Below are 19,108 nucleotides of genomic sequence, written 5' to 3' on the forward strand. Positions count from 1 at the left end.
CGCCCGCCCGTACCGTCGGAGGATGGACGACACCGGCGCCGACCTCGACGCGCTGCAGGACCTTCTCGACCGCTCCCACGCGCGGGCCACGGGCCACCTGCGCGGCATCATCACCGACGAGCGCACCCTCACGGCCCGTCAGCTCGCCCAGCTGCTCACCGGCATGAAGGTGCTCAGCGTCGCCACGGTCACCGCCCGCGGCGAGCCGCGCATCAGTGCGCTCGACGGGCACTTCCTGCACGGCACCTGGACCTTCGGCACGAGCGGCTCGTCGGCCAAGGCGCGCCACCTCGAGCGGCGTCCTGCCGTCAGCGTCGCCCACGTCGACGGCGAGGAGCTCGCCCTCTTCAGCCACGGGTACGCCGAGCTCATCGCCCCAGGGCCCGAGCTGGATGCCGTCGACGCCCACTGGACGGCGCACTACGGGAGCAGTCCCTTCTCCTGGGGCGAGGACATCCGGTTGTACCGCCTGCGCATGACGTGGGCCGTCGCCTACGCGTCCGACCGCGACGAGCTGCTGCGCTCGCGCGGCGTCTCGGCCTGACCACCCCCGCGCGCTGCCGGCCGCGGTTGCACGGGCGCGGGGGCCGGTGAGGAACAATGCCCGGGTGACCGACGCCGCCGCCGCCCGCCCCCGCCGGATCGTCCTGCTCGGATCGACCGGCTCGATCGGCACCCAGGCCATCGACATCGTCCGCCGCAACCCGGACCGGTTCGAGGTCGTCGGTCTGTCCGCGGGTTCCAACCTCGCCCTCGTCGCCGAGCAGGCCGTGGCGCTGCGCGTGCCCGCCGTCGCGGCAGCATCCGGCAGCGTCGCGGACCTCGAGGCGGCGGTCAGGGCGGCGGCCGACCGGTCGGGCGTCACCGCGTACGAGCCCGAGCTGCTCGTCGGCGCCGACGCGAGCACCGTCCTCGCCGGGCGCGAGGCCGACGTCGTCGTCAACGGCATCACCGGCGCCATCGGGCTCGAGCCGACGCTGGCCGCGCTGCGCGCGGGCACGACGCTCGCGCTGGCCAACAAGGAGTCGCTCATCATCGGCGGACCTCTGGTCAAGGCGCTCGCCGCCCCGGGACAGATCGTCCCCGTCGACAGCGAGCACTCGGCCATCGCCCAGGCCCTGCGCGGGGGACGCGCCGACGAGGTACGACGTCTCGTCGTCACCGCGAGCGGCGGTCCGTTCCGGGGCCGCTCCCGCGCCGAGCTGGCCGACGTGACGCCCGAGCAGGCCCTCGCCCACCCGAACTTCGCCATGGGCCGGGTCATCACGACGAACTCGGCGACGCTCGTCAACAAGGGACTGGAGGTCATCGAGGCGCACCTGCTCTTCGACGTCCCGTTCGAGGCGATCGAGGTCGTCGTGCACCCGCAGCAGATGATCCACTCCATGGTGGAGTTCGTCGACGGCTCGACGATCGCCCAGGCCGGCCCGCCGAGGATGCTCGTCCCCATCGCGCTCGGCCTGAGCTGGCCCGAGCGCGTCCCCGACGTCGACGTGCCGTGCGACTGGTCGAGCGCCCAGTCGTGGGAGTTCGAGCCGCTCGACGACGACGCGTTCCCGGCCGTGGCGCTCGCGCGCCGCGTCGGTGCCTCCGGCGGCACGTGGCCGGCGGTCTACAACGCCGCGAACGAGGTCGCCGTGGACGCCTTCCACGACGGCCGCATCGGGTTCGTCGACATCGTCGACACCGTCGCCCGGGTCGTCGACGCGTACGCCGACGAGCCCGCCTCCCGCGCCGGGGACCTCACGCTCGCCGACGTCCTCGCCGCCGACGCCTGGGCCCGCCAGGCCGCCGAGGCGTCGATCGCCCCCTGACCCACGCTGGCCACGCCGGCGGGTGTGCATCGATCGCGGGGTGTGAGAATGGGTCATGCTCTTCGTGCTGGGGGTCCTCGTCGTCGTGGTGGGCGTCGCCCTGTCCATCGCCCTGCACGAGATCGGCCACCTCGTGCCGGCCAAGAGGTTCGGCGTCAAGGTGACCCAGTACATGGTCGGGTTCGGCCCCACGGTGTGGTCGCGGCGCCGAGGTGAGACCGAGTACGGCATCAAGGCGATCCCGCTCGGGGGCTACGTCCGGATGATCGGGATGCTGCCCCCGCGTCCAGGAGACGCGCCCGGTCAGCTGCGCAGCGTCTCCACCGGCCGGTTCAGCCAGCTGGTCGACCAGGCCCGTGCGGACTCGCTCGAGGAGGTGCAGCCCGGTGACGAGGACCGTGTCTTCTACCGGTTGAGCCCCGGCAGGAAGATCGTCATCATGCTCGGCGGGCCGGTCATGAACCTGCTCATCGCGTTCGTCCTCATCACGGGCGTCATCACCCTCTACGGACTGCCGCAGGTCGCCCCGAAGGTCGGGCGGGTCGCGCAGTGCGTGCCGACCACGGTCCCGACGGTGCAGGACCCGCAGCCGGCGTGCGCGGCCGGCGACCCGAAGGCACCGTCGGCGACGGCCGGCCTCCAGCCGGACGACCGGGTGCTGTCCATCGACGGCGCGACGGTCACGTCGTGGGACCAGGTGTCGGCCGCGATCCGGGACCACGCGGGCACGCCGATGACGTGGGTCGTCCAACGAGGCGGCCGGACCGTCGAGGTCACGATCACCCCGGCCCGGCTCGAGCGCGCCACCTACGACGCCGAGTACAAGCCGGTCGTGCGCGACGGCAAGCTTGTCCTCGCCCCGATGGGGTACGCGGGAATCGTGCCCGGCCAGGACCTCGTGCGGACGCCGCTGGTCGAGGCACCGGGCTACGTGTGGCAGCGCGTCCTCGACACCGCTGGCATCGTCGTGCAGATCCCGCAGAAGATGGCCGGCGTGGTCCAGGCGGCGTTCGGGTCGGGCGAGCGCGACCCGAACGGTCCCATCTCGGTCGTCGGGGTCAGCCGCCTCGGTGGGGAGGTCGCCGCCGTCGACATCCCCGACTCCCAGGGCGGCAACTGGGTCAAGCTGGCCCAGCTCGTCCTGCTCATCGCATCGCTCAACCTGGCCCTGTTCGTCTTCAACCTCATCCCGCTGCTCCCGCTCGACGGCGGGCACGTCGCGGGTGCCCTGTGGGAGGCGGTCAGGAAGGGCTGGGCGCGGCTGCGCCACCGGCCGGACCCGGGCTACGTCGACGTCGCCAAGGGGCTGCCCATCGCCTACGGCATGAGCCTCGTGCTCATTACGATGTCGGTCCTGCTCATCTACGCCGACATCGTCAAGCCGATCAGCCTCTTCGGCTGAACCGGGGCGCAGGAGCGCCGGCGGGCGAGCCGTCCCGTCGAGACATAATGGGCGGCATGAGCGTCTCCCTCGGCATGCCCTCCGCGCCCCCGCCGGTCCTCGCGCCCCGGCGCCGGACCCGCCAGATCCAGGTCGGCAAGGTGGGCGTCGGGTCCGACTTCCCGATCTCGGTGCAGTCGATGACGACGACCCCGACGACCGACATCAACGCGACGCTCCAGCAGATCGCCGAGCTCACGGCCGCGGGCTGCGACATCGTGCGGGTGGCGTGCCCGAGCCAGGACGACGCCGACGCGCTGCCGGCCATCGCGCGCAAGAGCCAGATCCCCGTCATCGCCGACATCCACTTCCAGCCGAAGTACGTCTTCGCCGCGATCGACGCCGGTTGCGCGGCCGTGCGCGTCAACCCCGGCAACATCCGCCAGTTCGACGACAAGGTCAAGGAGATCGCCGACGCCGCCAAGGCCGCCGGTGTCTCCCTGCGCATCGGCGTCAACGCCGGCTCGCTCGACCGGCGTCTGCTCGAGAAGTACGGCAAGCCGACACCGGAGGCCCTCGTGGAGTCCGCGGTCTGGGAGGCCAGCCTTTTCGAGGAGCACGACTTCCACGACTTCAAGATCTCGGTCAAGCACAACGACCCCGTCGTCATGGTCCGCGCCTACGAGCTGCTCGCCGAGCGCGGGGACTGGCCGCTGCACCTGGGTGTCACCGAGGCGGGTCCCGCGTTCCAGGGCACGATCAAGTCCGCCACGGCGTTCGGGGCGCTGTTGTCCAAGGGAATCGGCGACACCATCCGGGTCTCGCTCTCCGCGCCGCCGGTCGAGGAGGTCAAGGTCGGCAACCAGATCCTGCAGAGCCTCAACCTCAAGCCGCGCAAGCTCGAGATCGTCTCGTGCCCGTCGTGCGGCCGGGCACAGGTCGACGTCTACACGCTCGCCGACCAGGTCACCGCCGGCCTCGAGGGCATGACGGTCCCGCTGCGTGTGGCCGTCATGGGCTGCGTCGTCAACGGCCCCGGGGAGGCTCGCGAGGCCGACCTCGGGGTGGCGAGCGGCAACGGCAAGGGCCAGATCTTCGTCAAGGGCGAGGTCATCAAGACCGTCCCCGAGAGCCAGATCGTCGAGACGCTCATCGAGGAGGCCATGCGCATCGCCGAGGAGATGGGGGAGCCTGTCGACGACGATGCCGCCGGCAGCCCCAGCGTCACCGTCGGCTGACCGTGCGCCCACCCGTCGCGGCGTCGGGACGCCTCGCCGTCGTGCGCGCGCTCGCCGACGAGCTGGTCGCCCTGCGGCCCGGGCGACGCGTCGCGGTGGCCGTCGACGGCGTCGACGGCGCCGGCAAGACCGTCCTCGCCGACCAGCTCGCGGACGTCGTCGGGGCTCGGCGTGACGTGCTGCGGGTGTCGGTCGACGGCTTCCACCGTCCGCGTGCCGACCGCGTCGCGCGCGGGCGCGGCCCGGAGACCTTCTACGAGGACTCCTACGACTACGCCGCGTTCCGACGCGTCGTCCTCGAGCCGTTCCGGGGCGGGCAGCCGGTGACGCCGGCGGTCCACGACGTCGCCCGCGACGAACCCGTCGCGCCCCCGCCGGTGCCGGTGGGCCCGGACACCCTGCTGCTCGTCGACGGCATCTTCCTCCAGCGTCCGCAGCTCGCCGGGTCGTGGGATGCCGTCGTCTTCGTCGACGTGCCCTTCGCGGTGTCGGTGCCGCGCGGCAACGCCCGCCTCGGCACCGAGCACGACGCGGATCCCGAGGCCCCGTCGAACCACCGGTACGTCGGAGGGCAGCGGCTCTACCTCGCGCAGGCGCGACCGCGCGAGTGTGCGACGTGGGTACTCGACAACACCGACCTCGACGCGCCGGTCCTGCACCGCAACCCCTGACGACAACCCCTGACGGCGTCGCCTGCCGGGCGTGCTCGCCGGCGCAGGTCACGAAGGGGTTGCCGGTCGCGTGCCGTAGGTGACAACGGGCTCACGTGCCGTCACTCTTGGGAGGTGCTCCGCCAACGCCTCCCCGTGCGGTCGTTGTCGACCGCGGACCGCGACGCGGCCCTCGCGCTGTGCGCGCGCGACCGGGTGGCCAACGTGTTCGTTGCCGCCCGCATCCTCGAGGGCAGCATCGCGGCGGCGCCGGGTTCGCTCATCGGGCACGTCGAGGCCGGTGACCTCGCCGGGCTGGCGTGGGTCAGCGCCAACGTCGTGCCCGTCGAGCTCGACGAGGCGGGCGTCACGGCCATCGCCGCGCGGATCATGCGGATGCGTCGCCAGTGCGCCTCGATCTTCGGTCCGAGCGAGCAGGTCGTCGGCCTGTGGGACCGGCTCGGTCCGACGTGGGGGCCGGTGCGGGCCATCCGGACCCACCAGCCGCTGCTCGCCACCTCGACCCGCCCGTCCGCCCTCGGCCTCGACCTGGACGAGCACGTGCGTCCGGCCTCCCTCGACGAGGTCGACCTCGTCGTGCCGGCGGCCGCGCACATGTTCACCGAGGAGATCGGCTACCCGCCCTACCACGGTTCCGACCGGGGCTACCGGGCGAGCATCGCAGCGCTCGTCCGTCAGGGTCACACGTTCGTCAAGGTCGAGGACGGCGAGGTGGTCTTCAAGGCCGACGTCGGCTCGCTCGCGCTCGGCTGTGCGCAGGTGCAGGGCGTCTGGCTGCACCCGCGGCTGCGCGGCCGCGGCCTCGCGGTCCCGGCGATGGCGGCGGTCGTCGAGCAGGTGCTCACCCATCGCGCCGAGGAGGTCTCGCTCTACGTCAACGACTTCAACGTCGCGGCCCGGGCCACCTACGACCGGTGCGGGTTCCACGAGGTCGGCGCGTTCACGACCGTCCTGCTCTGACGCCGCGCGGGACGGTCAGGCCGTGAAGGTGATGCTCACGGCGTCACCGACCCGTCGGTACCCCATCGCCTGGTAGATGGCGTTGGAGGTCGGGTTGGCGAGGTCGGTGAAGAGCATGCACGCCTCACCGGCATCGTGGCGCTCGTTCGACAGGGCGGCGACGACCCCGCTGGCGTACCCGCGGCCCCGCAGCCCGGGTGGGGTCCACACCCCGGAGATGCGTGTCAGCCCGCCGCTCGCCGGCGAGGCGTACGCCATCGAGACGGGCTCGCCGCCGCCGTCCACCCAGAGTCCGACCCGGCCCGCCGCGACGGTGTCGACGAGGGGCAGGGCGGCCCGGCCACCACCCTCGATGGCGTCGACGAAGTCCTGGTGCCACGCGTCGACGAGCGGCAGGTCGGCCGCGGTGGCCCGACGGAAGGCGCCCGGCACCTCGAAGGGCACGACGGCGCGGTCAGGCAGCAGGAAGCGGCCGACCTCCATCGTCGTGCGGGCCGTGCTGCCGGTCAGCCGTGACCACTCGTCGGCGAAGGCCTCGGCGGGTGCGCGCAGTCCGCCGACGCCCGGCAGGTGGTCGCCCTGCCCGGCCAGACCGGCCGCCAGGGCCCGCGCGCCGTCCGGCGTGGCGAACGCGACGTGCAGCGGGTGCGGCGGAGTGTGCATGTAGGCGGCGACGACGTCGGTGCCCTCGTGACCTGCCCACCAGCGCGCGCCGGGGTGCAGCGTCGGGTCGTGCAGGACCCGCGCGATGACGCTCGCGACGACGCTGAGGGCTTGCGGCTCGCGGTCGACCAGGTCGGCGAACCACGACCCGGCCTCAACAGGGTCGGAGGTCACGTGGACGGTCATGCGCGCTGGCATGGGCCCAATCTGGCAGACGGCGGTCCGGGACCGCCCGCCTTTTCGCGGCGTGGCGGCCCGGGTCACACGACGTGGGCCACGACCTCGGCATGGGTCATCGCGAACCACGCATCGGGGTGGCGCGACCACGTCAGCCACGCGTCGCGCATGGCCTCGAGGTCGGCGCGCGTGGCGAGGCCGCGCTCGAGCGCCTGGGTGGCGAAGGTCGAGTCGACGACGCGTCGGGCCCACACCCCGCCCCACCAGGCGCACTGCTCCGGCACGGCATACGTCCACAACGAGGCCGACGGCGTCAGGTCGGTCAGCCCGGCGGCGTGCGCCCACGCGACGAGGTGCCGGCCCGCGTCGGGCTCGGCGTGGTTGAGCCGCGCGAGCTGCCGGTAGACCTCGAGCCAGTGCGTCATGCCCTCGGAGGCCGGGTGCCAGACCATGGAGGCGTAGTCGACGTCGCGCACCGCGACGACGCCTCCCGGACGCGTGACGCGCGCCATCTCCCGCAGGGCACCGACCGGGTCGGTCAGGTGCTGGAGCACCTGGTGCGCGTGCGTGACGTCGAAGGCCGCGTCAGGGTGGGGGAGGGCGGCGACGTCGGCCAGCTCGAACCGGGTCCGCACGTCGCCCCGGGCGGCGGCGTGGCGGCGGGCCTCGACGAGCGGGCCCTCGACGTTCTCGACGCCGACGACGACGCCCGGGGCGACGGCCGTAGCGAGGTCGAGGGTGATGGTCCCCGGACCGCAGCCGACGTCGAGGAGGGACAGGCCGGCGCGCAGGTGCGGGAGGAGGTAGGCCGCGGAGTCGGCGGCGGTCCGCGCCCCGTGGGAGGCGAGGACGCTCGGGTGGTGCCCGTGCAGGTAGACGTCGGCCATGACCGGACGCTACCCGCGCCCGGTCGTGGTGGCGCCCATGTCTCACGGTCCCGGGAGGGGGCATGGCGAATCGGGGGCGAAGCGTCCGCCGGGCGACCGATATCCTTCCGGGGTTCACCCGCGCTCACCCCGAGCGACGCACCCGAAGGAGTCCCGGTGGCCCTGCACATGTCGTCCCTGTTCCTGCGAACCCTTCGCGAGGACCCGGCGGACGCAGAGGTCCCGAGCCACCGGCTGCTCGTGCGTGCCGGCTACGTGCGCCGCGTCAGCCCCGGTGTCTACACGTGGCTGCCGCTCGGCCTGCGCGTGCTGCGCAACGTCGAGCGGATCGTCCGCGAGGAGATGGACGCGATCGGCTCGCAGGAGCTGCTCTTCCCGGCGCTGCTGCCCAAGGAGCCCTTCGAGGCGAGCGGCCGCTGGACCGAGTACGGCGACAACATCTTCCGCCTGCAGGACCGCAAGGGTGCCGACCACCTGCTCGGCCCGACGCACGAGGAGATGTTCACCCTCGCGGTCAAGGACCTCTTCAGCTCCTACAAGGACCTGCCCCTGTCGATCTACCAGATCCAGACGAAGTACCGCGACGAGGCCCGCCCGCGTGCCGGCGTGCTCCGGGGTCGCGAGTTCGTCATGAAGGACTCCTACTCCTTCGACATCGACACCGCCGGGCTCGACAAGAGCTACCAGGCGCACCGCGAGGCGTACGTCCGCATCTTCGACCGCCTCGGCTTCCACTACGTCATCGTCGAGGCGATGGCCGGTGCGATGGGGGGCAGCAGGAGCGAGGAGTTCCTCGCGACCGCCGAGGTCGGCGAGGACACCTACGTCCACTGCACGAACTGCGGGTACGCCGCCAACGTCGAGGCCGTCAAGGTCCCGGCGCCCGCGCCCGTCGGGTGGGAGGGCGTTCCGGCCGCGCACGTCGAGGACACCCCCGACACGCCGACGATCGCGACGCTCGTCGACCACCTCAACGAGCGGTTCCCGCGCGAGGACCGCCCTTGGACGGCCGGCGACACGCTGAAGAACGTCGTCGTCATGCTCAAGCACCCCGACGGCACGCGCGAGCCGCTCGCCATCGGTGTTCCGGGGGACCGCGAGGTCGACGAGAAGCGCCTCGGCGCGCAGGTCGAGCCGGCCGAGCTCGACGCGTTCACCGAGGCCGACTTCGCCGAGCACCCCGGTCTCGTCAAGGGCTACATCGGTCCGGGCGCGCTCGGTCTCGAGGGCACGACCGGCATCCGCATGCTGCTCGACCCGCGGGTGTCGGAGGGCACCCGCTGGGTCACCGGCGCCAACGAGCCGGGCCGCCACGTCCTCGACCTCGTCGTCGGCCGCGACTTCACCGGCGACGGCACGATCGAGGCGGCCGAGGTGCGCTTCGGCGACCCCTGCCCCAACTGCGACCACGTACTGGAGGGGGCCCGCGGCATCGAGATGGGCCACGTCTTCCAGCTCGGGACGAAGTACGCCGAGGCGCTGGACCTCAAGGTGCTCGACCAGAACGGCAAGCTCGTCACGGTCGTCATGGGTTCCTACGGTGTGGGCGTGAGCCGCGCCGTGGCCTGCGTCGTCGAGGGCAACCACGACGAGGCGGGGATCATCTGGCCGCGCGAGCTCGCCCCGGCCGACGTGCACGTCGTCGTCGCCGGCAAGGACGAGGCGATGTTCGTCAAGGCCGAGGAGGTCGCTCGCGAGCTCGAGGTCCAGGGCCTGTCGGTGCTCGTCGACGACCGCAGGGGTGTCAGCCCCGGCGTGAAGTTCAAGGACTCCGAGCTCATCGGGATACCCACGATCCTCGTCATCGGCCGGGGCCTCGCCGCCGGCGTCGTCGAGATCAAGGACCGCCGCTCGGGCGAGCGCCGCGAGGTGGCCGTCGAAGACGTCGTCGCCGCCCTGACCGCCGAGGTGACCGCGGAGGTCGAGCGCTCGTGACCCCGTCCCGACGTCCGGTCGAGGCTGTCGTCTTCGACTGGGGTGGCACGCTGACGCCCTGGCACGAGGTCGACCTGCCGCAGCAGTGGCGGGTGTTCGCCCGCACCGTGCACGGCCTGCCCGTCGACGACCCCGACATGCCCGTCGAGGACCTCGCCGAGGCCGACTCCCTCGCCCGGCGCATCCACGAGGCCGAGGAGCGGGCCTGGCGTCGCGGCCGGCAGAGCCACGAGAGCGCGTCGATCGCGGCGATCCTCGAGGAGGCGGGCGTCGACCCCGCGCACGACCGGCACCACCTCGCGCTGGCGGCGTACCAGCGCTTCTGGGAGCCGCACACGCACACCGACGCGCAGGTGCGCCCGTTGTGGGAGTCGTTGCGTCGCAAGGGAATCCGCGTCGGCGTGCTCTCCAACACGATCTGGAGCCGCGAGTACCACCGGGAGGTCTTCGCCCGCGACGGCGTGCTCGACCTGCTCGACGCAGACGTCTACTCCTCGGAGATCCACGTCGTCAAACCGCACCCGGACGCGTTCCGCACCGTGTGCGCGGCGCTCGACGTGGAGCCCGAGAACGCCGTCTACGTCGGTGACCGGCTCTTCGAGGACGTCCACGGACCCCACCAGGTCGGCATGCGGGCGATCCTCGTGCCCCACTCGGACATCCCTGCGGGACAGCGCATGCCGGTCGACGCCAGGCCCGACGCCGTCGCCCACGAGCTGCTCGACGTCGCCGGCATCGTCGCGCTCTGGAACCACCAGGTCGCGGACGGCGACGAGGCGTGAGCGACCCGACGCTCACCACCCTCGTCTTCCTCGGCCTCGCGGCCTTCGCCGCGGGCTGGATCGACGCCGTCGTCGGGGGTGGCGGGCTCGTGCAGCTGCCGGCGCTCCTCGTCGGGCTTCCCGGGGCGAGCCCGGCCCAGCTGCTCGCGACGAACAAGTTCGGCTCGATCTTCGGCACCGCCACGAGCTCGGTGACCTACTACCGACGCGTGCGGCCCGACCTGCGCACGGCCCTTCCCATGGCGGCGGTGGCCTACCTCGGGTCCATCGGCGGTGCCCTCATCGGGCTGCACATCCCGAAGTCGGCCTTCAACCCGATCATCCTCGTGCTGCTCGTCCTCGTCGGCGCGTACACCCTGCTGCGGCCCGACCTGGGCAAGGAGTCCATCCGCCGCTTCCACGGCGCGCGGCACACCGTCCTCGCGATGCTGACCGGCTTCGTCATCGGTGCCTACGACGGCGCCCTGGGCCCGGGCACCGGCAGCTTCCTCGTCTTCGCGCTCGTCGGGCTGCTCGGGTACAACTTCCTCGAGGCGAGCGCCAAGGCCAAGATCGCCAACTTCGCGACCAACCTCGGTGCGCTCACGGTCTTCGCCCCCATGGGTCTGGTGCTCTACCAGGTCGGTGCGGTCATCGCGGCGGCCAACCTGCTCGGGGGCTATGTCGGCGCCCGGACCGCGGTGGCGCGGGGAAGCGGGTTCGTCCGGGTCGTGTTCGTCGTCATCGTCGTCGCGTTCATCGTCCGGATCGGCGGCAGCCTGCTCGGCCTCTGGGCCTGAGCGCGTCCGTTCCCGTCCTCCGGCGGCCTTCCCGGCCACCTCTGGGCCCCGTCGCGGTCGACGCCGGGGCAGCCCGCCGACCTCACACTCGGGTGCTGTGTGTGCCACAGGCGACGCACAGCGCGCATCGTGAAGGTTCGACCATGAGCGCAGCCACGATCCCCGAGACCCAGCGCCGGAGGACCGTCACCGCGGACGGTCCGCCCGCCGGCCCCGGGTCCGTGCGGCCGTGGAGGGGACGGACGCCGCGGTGGTGGCGCGATGCGTCCGGCGCCGTCGCGTGGGCACTGGTGCTGTTCGTCGTGGCCCTCTGGGTGGCCGGCGGCGGGCTCACGGCCTTCGGGACGCTCGGGGACGCCCTGACGAACGTCGGAAGGCTGTGCGGGCTGCTGGCATCCGTGCTCATCCTGCTCCAGGTGCTCCTCATGGCACGCATCCCGACCGTCGAGCAGGCGTGGGGCCAGGACGAGCTCGCGCGGGTGCACCGCCTCGTCGGGTTCACCTCGTTCAACCTCATGCTCGCCCACATCGGCCTGACGATCCTCGGCTACGACCAGGGCACCGGCCTCGGTGTCGTCGGCACGTTCCTCGACGAGATCCTCAACTCGCCGGGGATGCTCCTCGCCCTCGCGGGGGCCGTCGCGCTCGTCATGGTCGTCGTCACCTCCGTCCGGGCGGCGCGCCGACGCCTCCGCTACGAGTCGTGGCACCTGCTGCACCTCTACGCCTACCTCGGCGCGGGCCTGGCCCTGCCGCACCAGCTCTGGACCGGCCAGGACTTCCGGGCCAGTCCGGTGGCCACCGTCTTCTGGTGGGGTCTGTACGCCGCCTCGCTCGTCGCCGTCGTCGTCTTCCGCGTGGGGCTGCCCCTGCTCCGCTCGTGCCGCCACCGGCTCGTCGTCACCGGCGTCGTCGCCGAGTCGCCGACCGTCACCTCGGTCACCGTCGCCGGGCGCGACCTGCACCGGCTGCCGGTCCGCGCCGGCCAGTTCTTCCAGTGGCGCTTCCTCGACGGCCCCGGTTGGACGCGCGCCAACCCCTACAGCCTCTCGGCCGCCCCCGACGGGCGCTCGCTGCGCATCACGGCGGCCGCCGTCGGCGACGGCAGCAGCCGCCTGGCCGCCCTGCGCCCGGGCACCCGCGTCCTCGTCGAAGGACCGTACGGACGCCTCCATGCCGGCGTCCGCACCCGCGACAAGGCGCTCCTCGTCGGCGCCGGCATCGGCATCACGCCGTTGCGGGCCCTCCTCGAGGAGCTCCCGGCCGGCCCGGATGCCACGGTGGTGGTCTACCGCGTGTCGCGGGAGTCCGACATCGTCCTGGCCGACGAGCTGCTCGCCCTCGCCCGGGACAGGGGAGCGCGCGTCGTCGCCGTCATCGGCCCGCGGGCACCGGGCCGCCCGAGCTGGCTGCCGGCGGATGCCGCCCACCTCACCGACGCCGAGGCCCTGCTCAGCATCGTGCCCGACGTCGCGGACCGCGACGTGTACGTCTGCGGCAACCAGCACTGGATGGACCTCGTCGTCGACGCGGCCCGCGCCGCGGGCGTGGCTGCCGACGCCATCCACCACGAGCGCTTCGGCTACTGACCCGCCGACGCCCTCCCGAAACCCCGCTCCCGAGACCCTCCCGACGCCGACGGCACCGGGCGAGGGCAGGCAACCCCACGAAACGAGACCAGCCATGAGACGCATCGTCATCTGGGCCATGAGCACGCTGACCGTGCTCGTGCTGCTCTTCAGCCACGGCACCTCGCGGTCCTCCACGCCGGTCGCCACGGCCGAGACCCGTCAGGCTGCCTCGACCGCCCCGACCGCCCCGACCGCCGATCAGCAGACGACGACCTCGAGCGGGTCCTCGACCTCCTCGAGCGGCTCGTCGACCTCGGCGTCGACGACGTACGACGGTGATGCGGTCGGCACCCGGTACGGCGATGTCCAGGTCCGGATCACCGTCGAGGACGGCCGGATCACCGCCGTCGACGTCCTGCAGGTGCCCTCCACCGACCGGCACGACCAGATGATCAACTCCCAGGCCGTGCCGGTCTACGACAGCGAGGCGGTGCAGGCCCAGTCGGCGCAGATCGACGTGGTCTCGGGTGCCACGGTCACATGGGAGGGCTACACGCAGTCGCTCCAGTCGGCGATCGACAAGGCCAACCTGTGACCGCCGCGGGCGGCCGAGGCGCGGAGACGAGGAGGACGATGTGACCGTGGACGCGGTGCGACGGACGGCCCCGGCCCGCCGGGCCTGGGTCGAGCACGTCATGGGGATGCCGGTGAGCATCCACCTGCGTGGTGGCGACGTGGAGGGGCCGGCGGCCGAGTCCGCGGTCGCGACGGCCTACGCCGTGCTGCGCGAGATGGACACGATCTTCTCCACCTACCGCGAGGACTCGGACCTCCTGCGGCTGCGTCGTGAGGAGATCGAGCTGTCCGAGGCGAGCCCACGCGTCGCCGAGGCCCTCGCGCTCGGGGAGGAGGCCGAACGCGTCACCGGCGGTGTGTTCACGACACTGCTGCCGACGCCGGAGGGCGACCTCGCCTTCGACCCGACCGGCCTCGTCAAGGGCTGGGCCGTCGACCTCGCAGCCGAGCGTCTCGGCTCTCTGCCGGGCACCTCCTTCTGCGTCAACGCCGGCGGGGACCTCCTCATCGGGGCCCACGCCGACGTGCCGCTCGAGGGGCCGGGCGCCATCCCGTGGCGGGTCGGCATCGAGGACCCCATGGACCGCAGCCGGGTCGCGGGCACCGTGACGCTGACGCACGGGGCCGTCGCGACGTCGGGGACGGCCGCTCGCGGGGCCCACCTCTACGACCCGGTGCGCGGCGAGCACGTCGCGCGCCCGGGTTCCGTGACCGTCGTCGGGCCGCGTCTCGTGTGGGCCGACATCTGGGCGACGGCGCTGTTCGTCGGGGGACAGACCGCCCGTGAACGGTTCGCGCTCGACGCCCGCGACTACCTGTCGACCGTGCTCTGAGCCGCCGCCGGCCCCCTGGCGAGGGCCGCCGTCTCTTGTCCGATTCGCGGCATTCGCCCGGCTTGTCACGCTGAATCTGCTTGTGCCGCAAGGCCACTCGTCCGACGGGTCGGACCGGTGGCCTTGCGGCTTTCTTGCGCAAAGCCTGCGGCCAACAGCCCGCCGTCTTGTGGTTGCCCCGACACAGTGGTCCCAGCCAGAACGGAAGGCGACGACCGGAGCAGTGACGTGGCAGCGCCACCCGCCCCCGAACCGCGCGAAGCACGACCAGCACGACCGGGACGACCAGCAGGTCCGACTTTCGCCGAACAGACAGGAGAGCGCCGTGAGCAGCACCGCAAGCCTGGCCCGCGCACCGCGGCCGCTGCGGCCGCACGGCACGCGCCGGGCGTTCGCAGCCACCGGGTCGCTGCCGCAGACCTCCCCCGTGGAACGGACGGCCGTCCGCGTGAGGTCCCGCCGGGCCCGCGCCGGGTGGACGACCCTGCGTCGGGCGGTTCGACGGTTGTCGGCGATCGCCACGGCGACGCTCGTGCTCACTGCCGCGGCGGTCCTCGCGGTCGTCGCGATCGGTCCGCACGTCTTCGGCTACCGCACGTCGACGATGCTCGGCGCGAGCATGGCACCGGGCATCGAGCGCGGCGACCTCGTCGTCAGCGTCCCGGTCCGTGCGGCCGAGGTCGCCGTGGGCGACGTCATCACCTACCGCTCCCCGGTCGAGGCCGGCCGGTACGAGACGAGGCGCGTGGTCTCGGTCGGGCGCGACGCCGCCGGCCGCGTCAGCCTCGTCACCCGGGCAGACGCGAGCGACACGGTCGACCCGTGGGTCGTGACCGCTGAGGGCGGCACCGTTTGGCGCTCGACGCACGTCGTGCGGCACCTCGGCGAGGTCGTCGGCGTCCTGAGCGCCCCCTTGCAGCAGACGTGGGCGCTCTGGGGCGTCCTCGGCCTCGCGCTCCTCATGGGCCTGCGGGGCATCGGGACCACCGGAAAGGAGCGCACCGATGTGTGAGACGCCGCTGCACCTGCAGGCCGACCTCGAGCCCGTGTTCGAGCCCGGCACGCTCTTCGCCCTCGGCGAGGAGCTCGAGAGCCAGCTGGTGGCCTCGTCGGTCGCCCGCACCTACCTGCGACTGCTCGCCGAACGCGTCGGGCGCATCGAGGCGGCGCTGACGACCGGCGACGAGGAAGGGGCCCTGGAGGTGCTCCTCAGCCTCCGCGTCACGTCGGGGACCGTGGGGGCTCGTCGCCTCGCCGCCCGGACGACCCTGCTCATCGCCGCCGTCGAGGCGGACGAGACCGAGCGCACGTGGGAGTGCCTCGGACAGCTCGCGCACGACACCGCGGAGACGGAGGTGGCCCTCGGGCTGCACCTGTCCGGGTGGCAGCGCGGATAGACCGTGGCGGACCGGGCGTGGCTGGGTGGGCCGGCTCGGTCGGGTGAGCGCCGCGGGGCAGGAGCCGGACGCCTACGGGGCGTCCGGCTCCTCCATGCGGTAGCCGACGCCGCGGACCGTCCGGATGAGCGGACGGGTGCCCTCGGGCGCGGCCCGGGTCAGCTTGCGACGCAGGTTGCCGACGTGCACCTCGACGAGGTGCTCCTCCGAGGACCAGCCGGCCCCCCAGAGCGTGTCGAGCAGCACGGCCCGCGACCAGACGCGTCGTGGCGCGGCGAGCATCGTCGTCAGCAGGTCGAACTCGGTCCGGGTCAGCTCGACCTCGCGCTCGTCGACCGTGACGGTGCGGCTCTCCGTGTCGACGGCGAGCAGGCCGTGCCGGACCACGGACCCCGGCTCACCGGCACCCGGGCGGTGCCCAGGAGCGCCGGCCGTGAGGTCGTCCCGGCCGATGGCGTCGAACACGCGGGGCCCCGCTGCCGGACCGGTCCCGAGCCCGCCACCCGACACCGCACCCGACCCGGGACCCGAGCCGGGCATCGACGTCGCGCCGTTCGAGCCGGCGACCGGGATGGGTCCCGTGACGCCGGCACTCGGGTCCCACGACGTGCGCGGCCGACGCAGCAGCGCGTTGACGCGCACCTGCAGCTCGCGCGGGCTGAACGGCTTCGTCAGGTAGTCGTCGGCACCCGTCTCGAGCCCCATGAGGCGGTCGATCTCCTCGGTGCGGGCGCTGATCATGATGATGTAGGCCTGGCTCGTCTCGCGCACCCGCCGACACACCTCGATGCCGTCGAGGTCGGGCAGCCCGAGGTCGAGGGTCACGACGTCGGGGTCGGTCGTCGTCACGAGGTCGATGGCCTCGCGACCCGACCGCGCGACGGCGACGGCGAACCCCTGCATGGCGAGGCTGTGCGTGATGAGCTGCCGGATGTCGTCGTCGTCCTCGACGACGACTGCCCTGCGCTCGGTGCCCGTCATGCGTGGATTGTGACAGATGGGGCGTATGACGCACCCCGGAACGGGCCCAGTGGCCGCCGACTTCTTGCGTCTTTCTTGCAGCAGGAGCACCGGCTCAGTTGCGCTCGGACCTCCAGAATCGGACCCGGGACGACGCCCCCGAGGAGGCCGGCGCACGCAACCGGTGCGCCGGCGCCCCGTCCCACGTGGCCCAGCAGCGGGCGGCGTCCTCAGAGCGCGGCGAGCCGGTCGGACAGCGCCGAGGCGTCGGTGACGGGCAGGTCGCACACCATGCCGCGACACACGTACGCCGTGGCCCGGCCGCCCACGAGGGGTCGGTCGGCGAGCAGCGGCACACCGGCCGCGCCCGGTCCACCGGCCACGACGACGGCTCCGGGGCGCGGGCTGCGGCGCGCCACCTCGAGCATCGCCGACGCCTCCGGTCCGGTCCCGACGACGGCCACCTGGACCGGGCCGTCGAGCAGCGCCTCGGCCACCGCGAGGGTCCACCCCCCGAAGCGTGGCTCGCGCGCCGCGAGCCCGAGTCCCGCGGCCACCGCCGACCTGCCGGTACGCAGGGCCTCGACGTCGCCGGTCAGGGCGCCGAGGGTGACGAAGGCGCCCGCGAGCGCGGACTGACCCGACGGCTCGGCGTTGTCGGCGGCGCTGCGCGGTCGCAGGTAGAGCGACTCGGCATCGGCAGCGGTGTCGTGGAAGCCGCCGTCGTCCGCCGCGAACGCACGGGCGCCGTCGAGAACGGTGCGCGCGTGCACCAGCCAGGTGGCCTCGCCGGTGGCGCGGTGCAGGGCGAGCAGACCCTCGGCGAGGTTGCCGTGGTCGTCGGCGACGGCGCGGGCCGACCCGGGTCGTCCGTCGCGCGAGGCTCGCAGGAGGACTCCGTCGCGCACGTGGGTGTCGAGGACGTGCCTCGCGCACCGTGCCGCCGCCTCGACCCAGCCGGGCTCACCGAGGAGGGCGCCGGCATCGGCGAGGGCCGCGACCGCCAGCCCGTTCCAGGAGGTGACGACCTTGTCGTCGCGGGCCGGCTGGGGTCGGGTGCGCCTGGCTGCGAGCAGGCGCGTCCGGACGCCGGCGTACCAGTCCGGGTCGTCCGGGTCGCGCGGCAGCTGGAGGGTCGAGGAGCCGTGCTCGAAGGTGCCGGCCGGCGTGACGACGAGGAGCGCGGCCGCGGCCGCGGCGTCGTCACCGAGGACCTCCTGCAGCTGGGCCGGGGTCCAGGCGTACGTCAGGCCCTCGACCCCGTCGGCGTCGGCGTCGAGGGAGGAGGCGAACCCGCCGTGCGGCGTCAGCAGGTCGCGGAGCAGGAACGTCGCGGTCTCGCGGACGACGCGCTCGGCGAGGTCGCTGCCGCCGAGGCGCCACCACGACGCGTACGCCCGTAGCAGCAGGGCGTTGTCGTAGAGCATCTTCTCGAAGTGCGGCACGACCCAGTCGGCGTCGACCGCGTACCGGGCGAACCCGCCGCCGAGCTGGTCGTACATGCCGCTGCGCGCCATCCGCTCCAGGGTCCGCGAGGCGAGCTCGAGCGAGGTCGCGTCGCGGGTGCGACCGTGGTGGCGGAGCAGGAACTCGAGGACCATCGACGGGGGGAACTTGGGCGCCCCGCCGAAACCCGCCGAACGCGGGTCGAACTGGCGGGCGAGCAGGGCCACGGCGGCGTCCAGCAGGTCCGTCGCCGGGTCGAGCGGGTCGGGGGAGCGCAGCCCTTCGCGCAGGGCTCCGGCGATGTGCGAGCCCGACGCGCGCACCTCGTCCTCCCGGGTGCGCCAGGCCTCGTCGAGCGCGGCGAGCACCCGCAGGAAGTGCTCGCGCGGGAAGTAGGTGCCGGCGAAGAACGGCTCGCCCTCCGGGGTGAGGAAGACCGTCATGGGCCAGCCGCCCTGCCCGGTCGTCGCCGTGACCGCGGACATGTAGACGGCGTCGATGTCGGGCCGTTCCTCGCGATCCACCTTGACGGGCACGAACCCCGCGTTGAGGGCCGCCGCGACGGCGTCGTCCTCGAAGGACTCGTGCGCCATGACGTGGCACCAGTGACAGGCCGCGTACCCGACCGAGAGCAGCACGGGGACGTTGCGCTCGCGGGCCTCGGCGAACGCCTCGGGGCCCCACTCGTGCCAGTCGACGGGGTTGTCGCGGTGCTGGAGCAGGTAGGGGCTCGTGGCGTCGGCGAGACGGTTCGGCATCCCTCCACTGTCCATCACCGGTCCCCGCGGTGGCGAGCGGGCCTGCCGCCTGCACGACTTCACCACCATCGAGCCCCGCCGGCGCCTATCGTCGTCCTCGACGCCGTCGAGGGGGCGGCGTCGGGCGGTCCGGTGGGTCTGCGCCGGGTCCGGTGCGGCGCGGGCAACCGTCACCGGACGGTCCGTGCGGGTTCCACCCCGCGGGGGGACCGGCCCAGGGCGGGACGGCAGGGGGAGCGATGGCTGTCTCTTATACACATCTGACGCTGCCGACGACGGA

The 19,108-nt window shown here is 73.2% G+C and carries 18 protein-coding genes; 14 read left to right on the forward strand and 4 right to left on the reverse strand.

The window, feature by feature from the left end:
* The first annotated feature begins 22 nt into the window (after positions 1–22).
* The 6 genes from ACR9ZK_RS07710 to ACR9ZK_RS07735 all read left to right on the forward strand — a co-directional run bounded on the left by ACR9ZK_RS07710 (position 23) and on the right by ACR9ZK_RS07735 (position 6,064).
* A complete protein-coding gene (locus ACR9ZK_RS07710; protein WP_481341307.1) occupies positions 23–544 on the forward strand; it encodes a pyridoxamine 5'-phosphate oxidase family protein in 522 nt (173 codons plus the stop codon).
* A 64-nt stretch (positions 545–608) separates the two neighbouring features.
* On the forward strand, positions 609–1,814 hold the full coding sequence (dxr, locus tag ACR9ZK_RS07715; RefSeq protein ID WP_481341308.1) for a 1-deoxy-D-xylulose-5-phosphate reductoisomerase: 1,206 nt from the start codon (positions 609–611) through the stop codon (positions 1,812–1,814).
* Positions 1,815–1,869: 55 nt separating this feature from the next.
* Positions 1,870–3,216 (forward strand): M50 family metallopeptidase, encoded by a 1,347-nt coding sequence (locus tag ACR9ZK_RS07720; protein ID WP_481341309.1) that lies wholly within the window; start codon positions 1,870–1,872, stop codon positions 3,214–3,216.
* A 56-nt stretch (positions 3,217–3,272) separates the two neighbouring features.
* Positions 3,273–4,433: a flavodoxin-dependent (E)-4-hydroxy-3-methylbut-2-enyl-diphosphate synthase gene (gene ispG, locus ACR9ZK_RS07725; RefSeq protein ID WP_481341310.1), complete on the forward strand. Its 1,161-nt coding sequence runs from the start codon at positions 3,273–3,275 to the stop codon at positions 4,431–4,433.
* Between the two features lie 2 nt (positions 4,434–4,435).
* Positions 4,436–5,104: a nucleoside/nucleotide kinase family protein gene (locus tag ACR9ZK_RS07730; protein ID WP_481341311.1), complete on the forward strand. Its 669-nt coding sequence runs from the start codon at positions 4,436–4,438 to the stop codon at positions 5,102–5,104.
* A 114-nt stretch (positions 5,105–5,218) separates the two neighbouring features.
* Positions 5,219–6,064, forward strand: coding sequence for a GNAT family N-acetyltransferase (locus tag ACR9ZK_RS07735; protein ID WP_481341312.1), 846 nt, complete (start codon positions 5,219–5,221; stop codon positions 6,062–6,064).
* Positions 6,065–6,079: 15 nt separating this feature from the next.
* Here ACR9ZK_RS07735 and ACR9ZK_RS07740 read toward each other — a convergent pair whose 3' ends face one another.
* Positions 6,080–6,925: a GNAT family N-acetyltransferase gene (locus tag ACR9ZK_RS07740; protein ID WP_481341313.1), complete on the reverse strand. Its 846-nt coding sequence runs from the start codon at positions 6,923–6,925 to the stop codon at positions 6,080–6,082.
* A gap of 62 nt (positions 6,926–6,987) precedes the next feature.
* On the reverse strand, positions 6,988–7,791 hold the full coding sequence (locus ACR9ZK_RS07745) for a methyltransferase domain-containing protein (protein WP_481341314.1): 804 nt from the start codon (positions 7,789–7,791) through the stop codon (positions 6,988–6,990).
* Positions 7,792–7,947: 156 nt separating this feature from the next.
* Between ACR9ZK_RS07745 and ACR9ZK_RS07750 the strand changes: the two genes are divergently transcribed.
* The 8 genes from ACR9ZK_RS07750 (at position 7,948) to ACR9ZK_RS07785 (ending at position 15,664) form a co-directional block, all read left to right on the forward strand.
* On the forward strand, positions 7,948–9,726 hold the full coding sequence (locus ACR9ZK_RS07750) for a proline--tRNA ligase (RefSeq protein ID WP_481341315.1): 1,779 nt from the start codon (positions 7,948–7,950) through the stop codon (positions 9,724–9,726).
* Positions 9,723–10,508: an HAD family hydrolase gene (locus ACR9ZK_RS07755; RefSeq protein WP_481341316.1), complete on the forward strand. Its 786-nt coding sequence runs from the start codon at positions 9,723–9,725 to the stop codon at positions 10,506–10,508. Before ACR9ZK_RS07750 ends, ACR9ZK_RS07755 begins: the two co-directional genes overlap by 4 nt.
* On the forward strand, positions 10,505–11,287 hold the full coding sequence (locus ACR9ZK_RS07760) for a TSUP family transporter (protein ID WP_481341317.1): 783 nt from the start codon (positions 10,505–10,507) through the stop codon (positions 11,285–11,287). Before ACR9ZK_RS07755 ends, ACR9ZK_RS07760 begins: the two co-directional genes overlap by 4 nt.
* A gap of 143 nt (positions 11,288–11,430) precedes the next feature.
* On the forward strand, positions 11,431–12,876 hold the full coding sequence (locus ACR9ZK_RS07765; protein ID WP_481341318.1) for a ferredoxin reductase family protein: 1,446 nt from the start codon (positions 11,431–11,433) through the stop codon (positions 12,874–12,876).
* A gap of 94 nt (positions 12,877–12,970) precedes the next feature.
* A complete protein-coding gene (locus ACR9ZK_RS07770; protein WP_481341319.1) occupies positions 12,971–13,453 on the forward strand; it encodes an FMN-binding protein in 483 nt (160 codons plus the stop codon).
* Positions 13,454–13,493: 40 nt separating this feature from the next.
* Positions 13,494–14,267 carry an FAD:protein FMN transferase gene (locus ACR9ZK_RS07775; RefSeq protein WP_481341320.1) on the forward strand — a complete coding sequence of 258 codons (774 nt, stop codon included), beginning with the start codon at positions 13,494–13,496 and terminating at the stop codon, positions 14,265–14,267.
* Positions 14,268–14,592: 325 nt separating this feature from the next.
* On the forward strand, positions 14,593–15,279 hold the full coding sequence (locus ACR9ZK_RS07780; protein ID WP_481341321.1) for a S24/S26 family peptidase: 687 nt from the start codon (positions 14,593–14,595) through the stop codon (positions 15,277–15,279).
* The gene (locus ACR9ZK_RS07785; protein WP_481341322.1) at positions 15,272–15,664 is read left to right on the forward strand and encodes a hypothetical protein; all 393 of its coding nucleotides are present in this window, start codon (positions 15,272–15,274) and stop codon (positions 15,662–15,664) included. Before ACR9ZK_RS07780 ends, ACR9ZK_RS07785 begins: the two co-directional genes overlap by 8 nt.
* A gap of 72 nt (positions 15,665–15,736) precedes the next feature.
* Here ACR9ZK_RS07785 and ACR9ZK_RS07790 read toward each other — a convergent pair whose 3' ends face one another.
* Entirely contained in the window at positions 15,737–16,645 is a 909-nt protein-coding gene (locus ACR9ZK_RS07790; protein ID WP_481341323.1) for a response regulator transcription factor, read from the reverse strand.
* A 209-nt stretch (positions 16,646–16,854) separates the two neighbouring features.
* Entirely contained in the window at positions 16,855–18,828 is a 1,974-nt protein-coding gene (locus ACR9ZK_RS07795) for a thioredoxin domain-containing protein (RefSeq protein WP_481341324.1), read from the reverse strand.
* Positions 18,829–19,108: the final 280 nt, after the last annotated feature.

The sequence above is a fragment of the Monashia sp. HAY1-5C genome (genome assembly GCF_056755255.1).

Coding starts and splice junctions, on each gene's coding strand:
- ACR9ZK_RS07770 (WP_481341319.1), top strand. CDS start 12,971: ATGAGACGCATCGTCATCTGGGCCATGAGCACGCTGACCGTGCTCGTG.
- ACR9ZK_RS07740 (WP_481341313.1), bottom strand. CDS start 6,925: ATGCCAGCGCGCATGACCGTCCACGTGACCTCCGACCCTGTTGAGGCC.
- ACR9ZK_RS07790 (WP_481341323.1), bottom strand. CDS start 16,645: ATGACGGGCACCGAGCGCAGGGCAGTCGTCGTCGAGGACGACGACGAC.
- ACR9ZK_RS07720 (WP_481341309.1), top strand. CDS start 1,870: ATGCTCTTCGTGCTGGGGGTCCTCGTCGTCGTGGTGGGCGTCGCCCTG.
- ACR9ZK_RS07745 (WP_481341314.1), bottom strand. CDS start 7,791: ATGGCCGACGTCTACCTGCACGGGCACCACCCGAGCGTCCTCGCCTCC.
- ACR9ZK_RS07710 (WP_481341307.1), top strand. CDS start 23: ATGGACGACACCGGCGCCGACCTCGACGCGCTGCAGGACCTTCTCGAC.
- ACR9ZK_RS07785 (WP_481341322.1), top strand. CDS start 15,272: ATGTGTGAGACGCCGCTGCACCTGCAGGCCGACCTCGAGCCCGTGTTC.
- ACR9ZK_RS07795 (WP_481341324.1), bottom strand. CDS start 18,828: ATGCCGAACCGTCTCGCCGACGCCACGAGCCCCTACCTGCTCCAGCAC.
- ispG (WP_481341310.1), top strand. CDS start 3,273: ATGAGCGTCTCCCTCGGCATGCCCTCCGCGCCCCCGCCGGTCCTCGCG.
- ACR9ZK_RS07765 (WP_481341318.1), top strand. CDS start 11,431: ATGAGCGCAGCCACGATCCCCGAGACCCAGCGCCGGAGGACCGTCACC.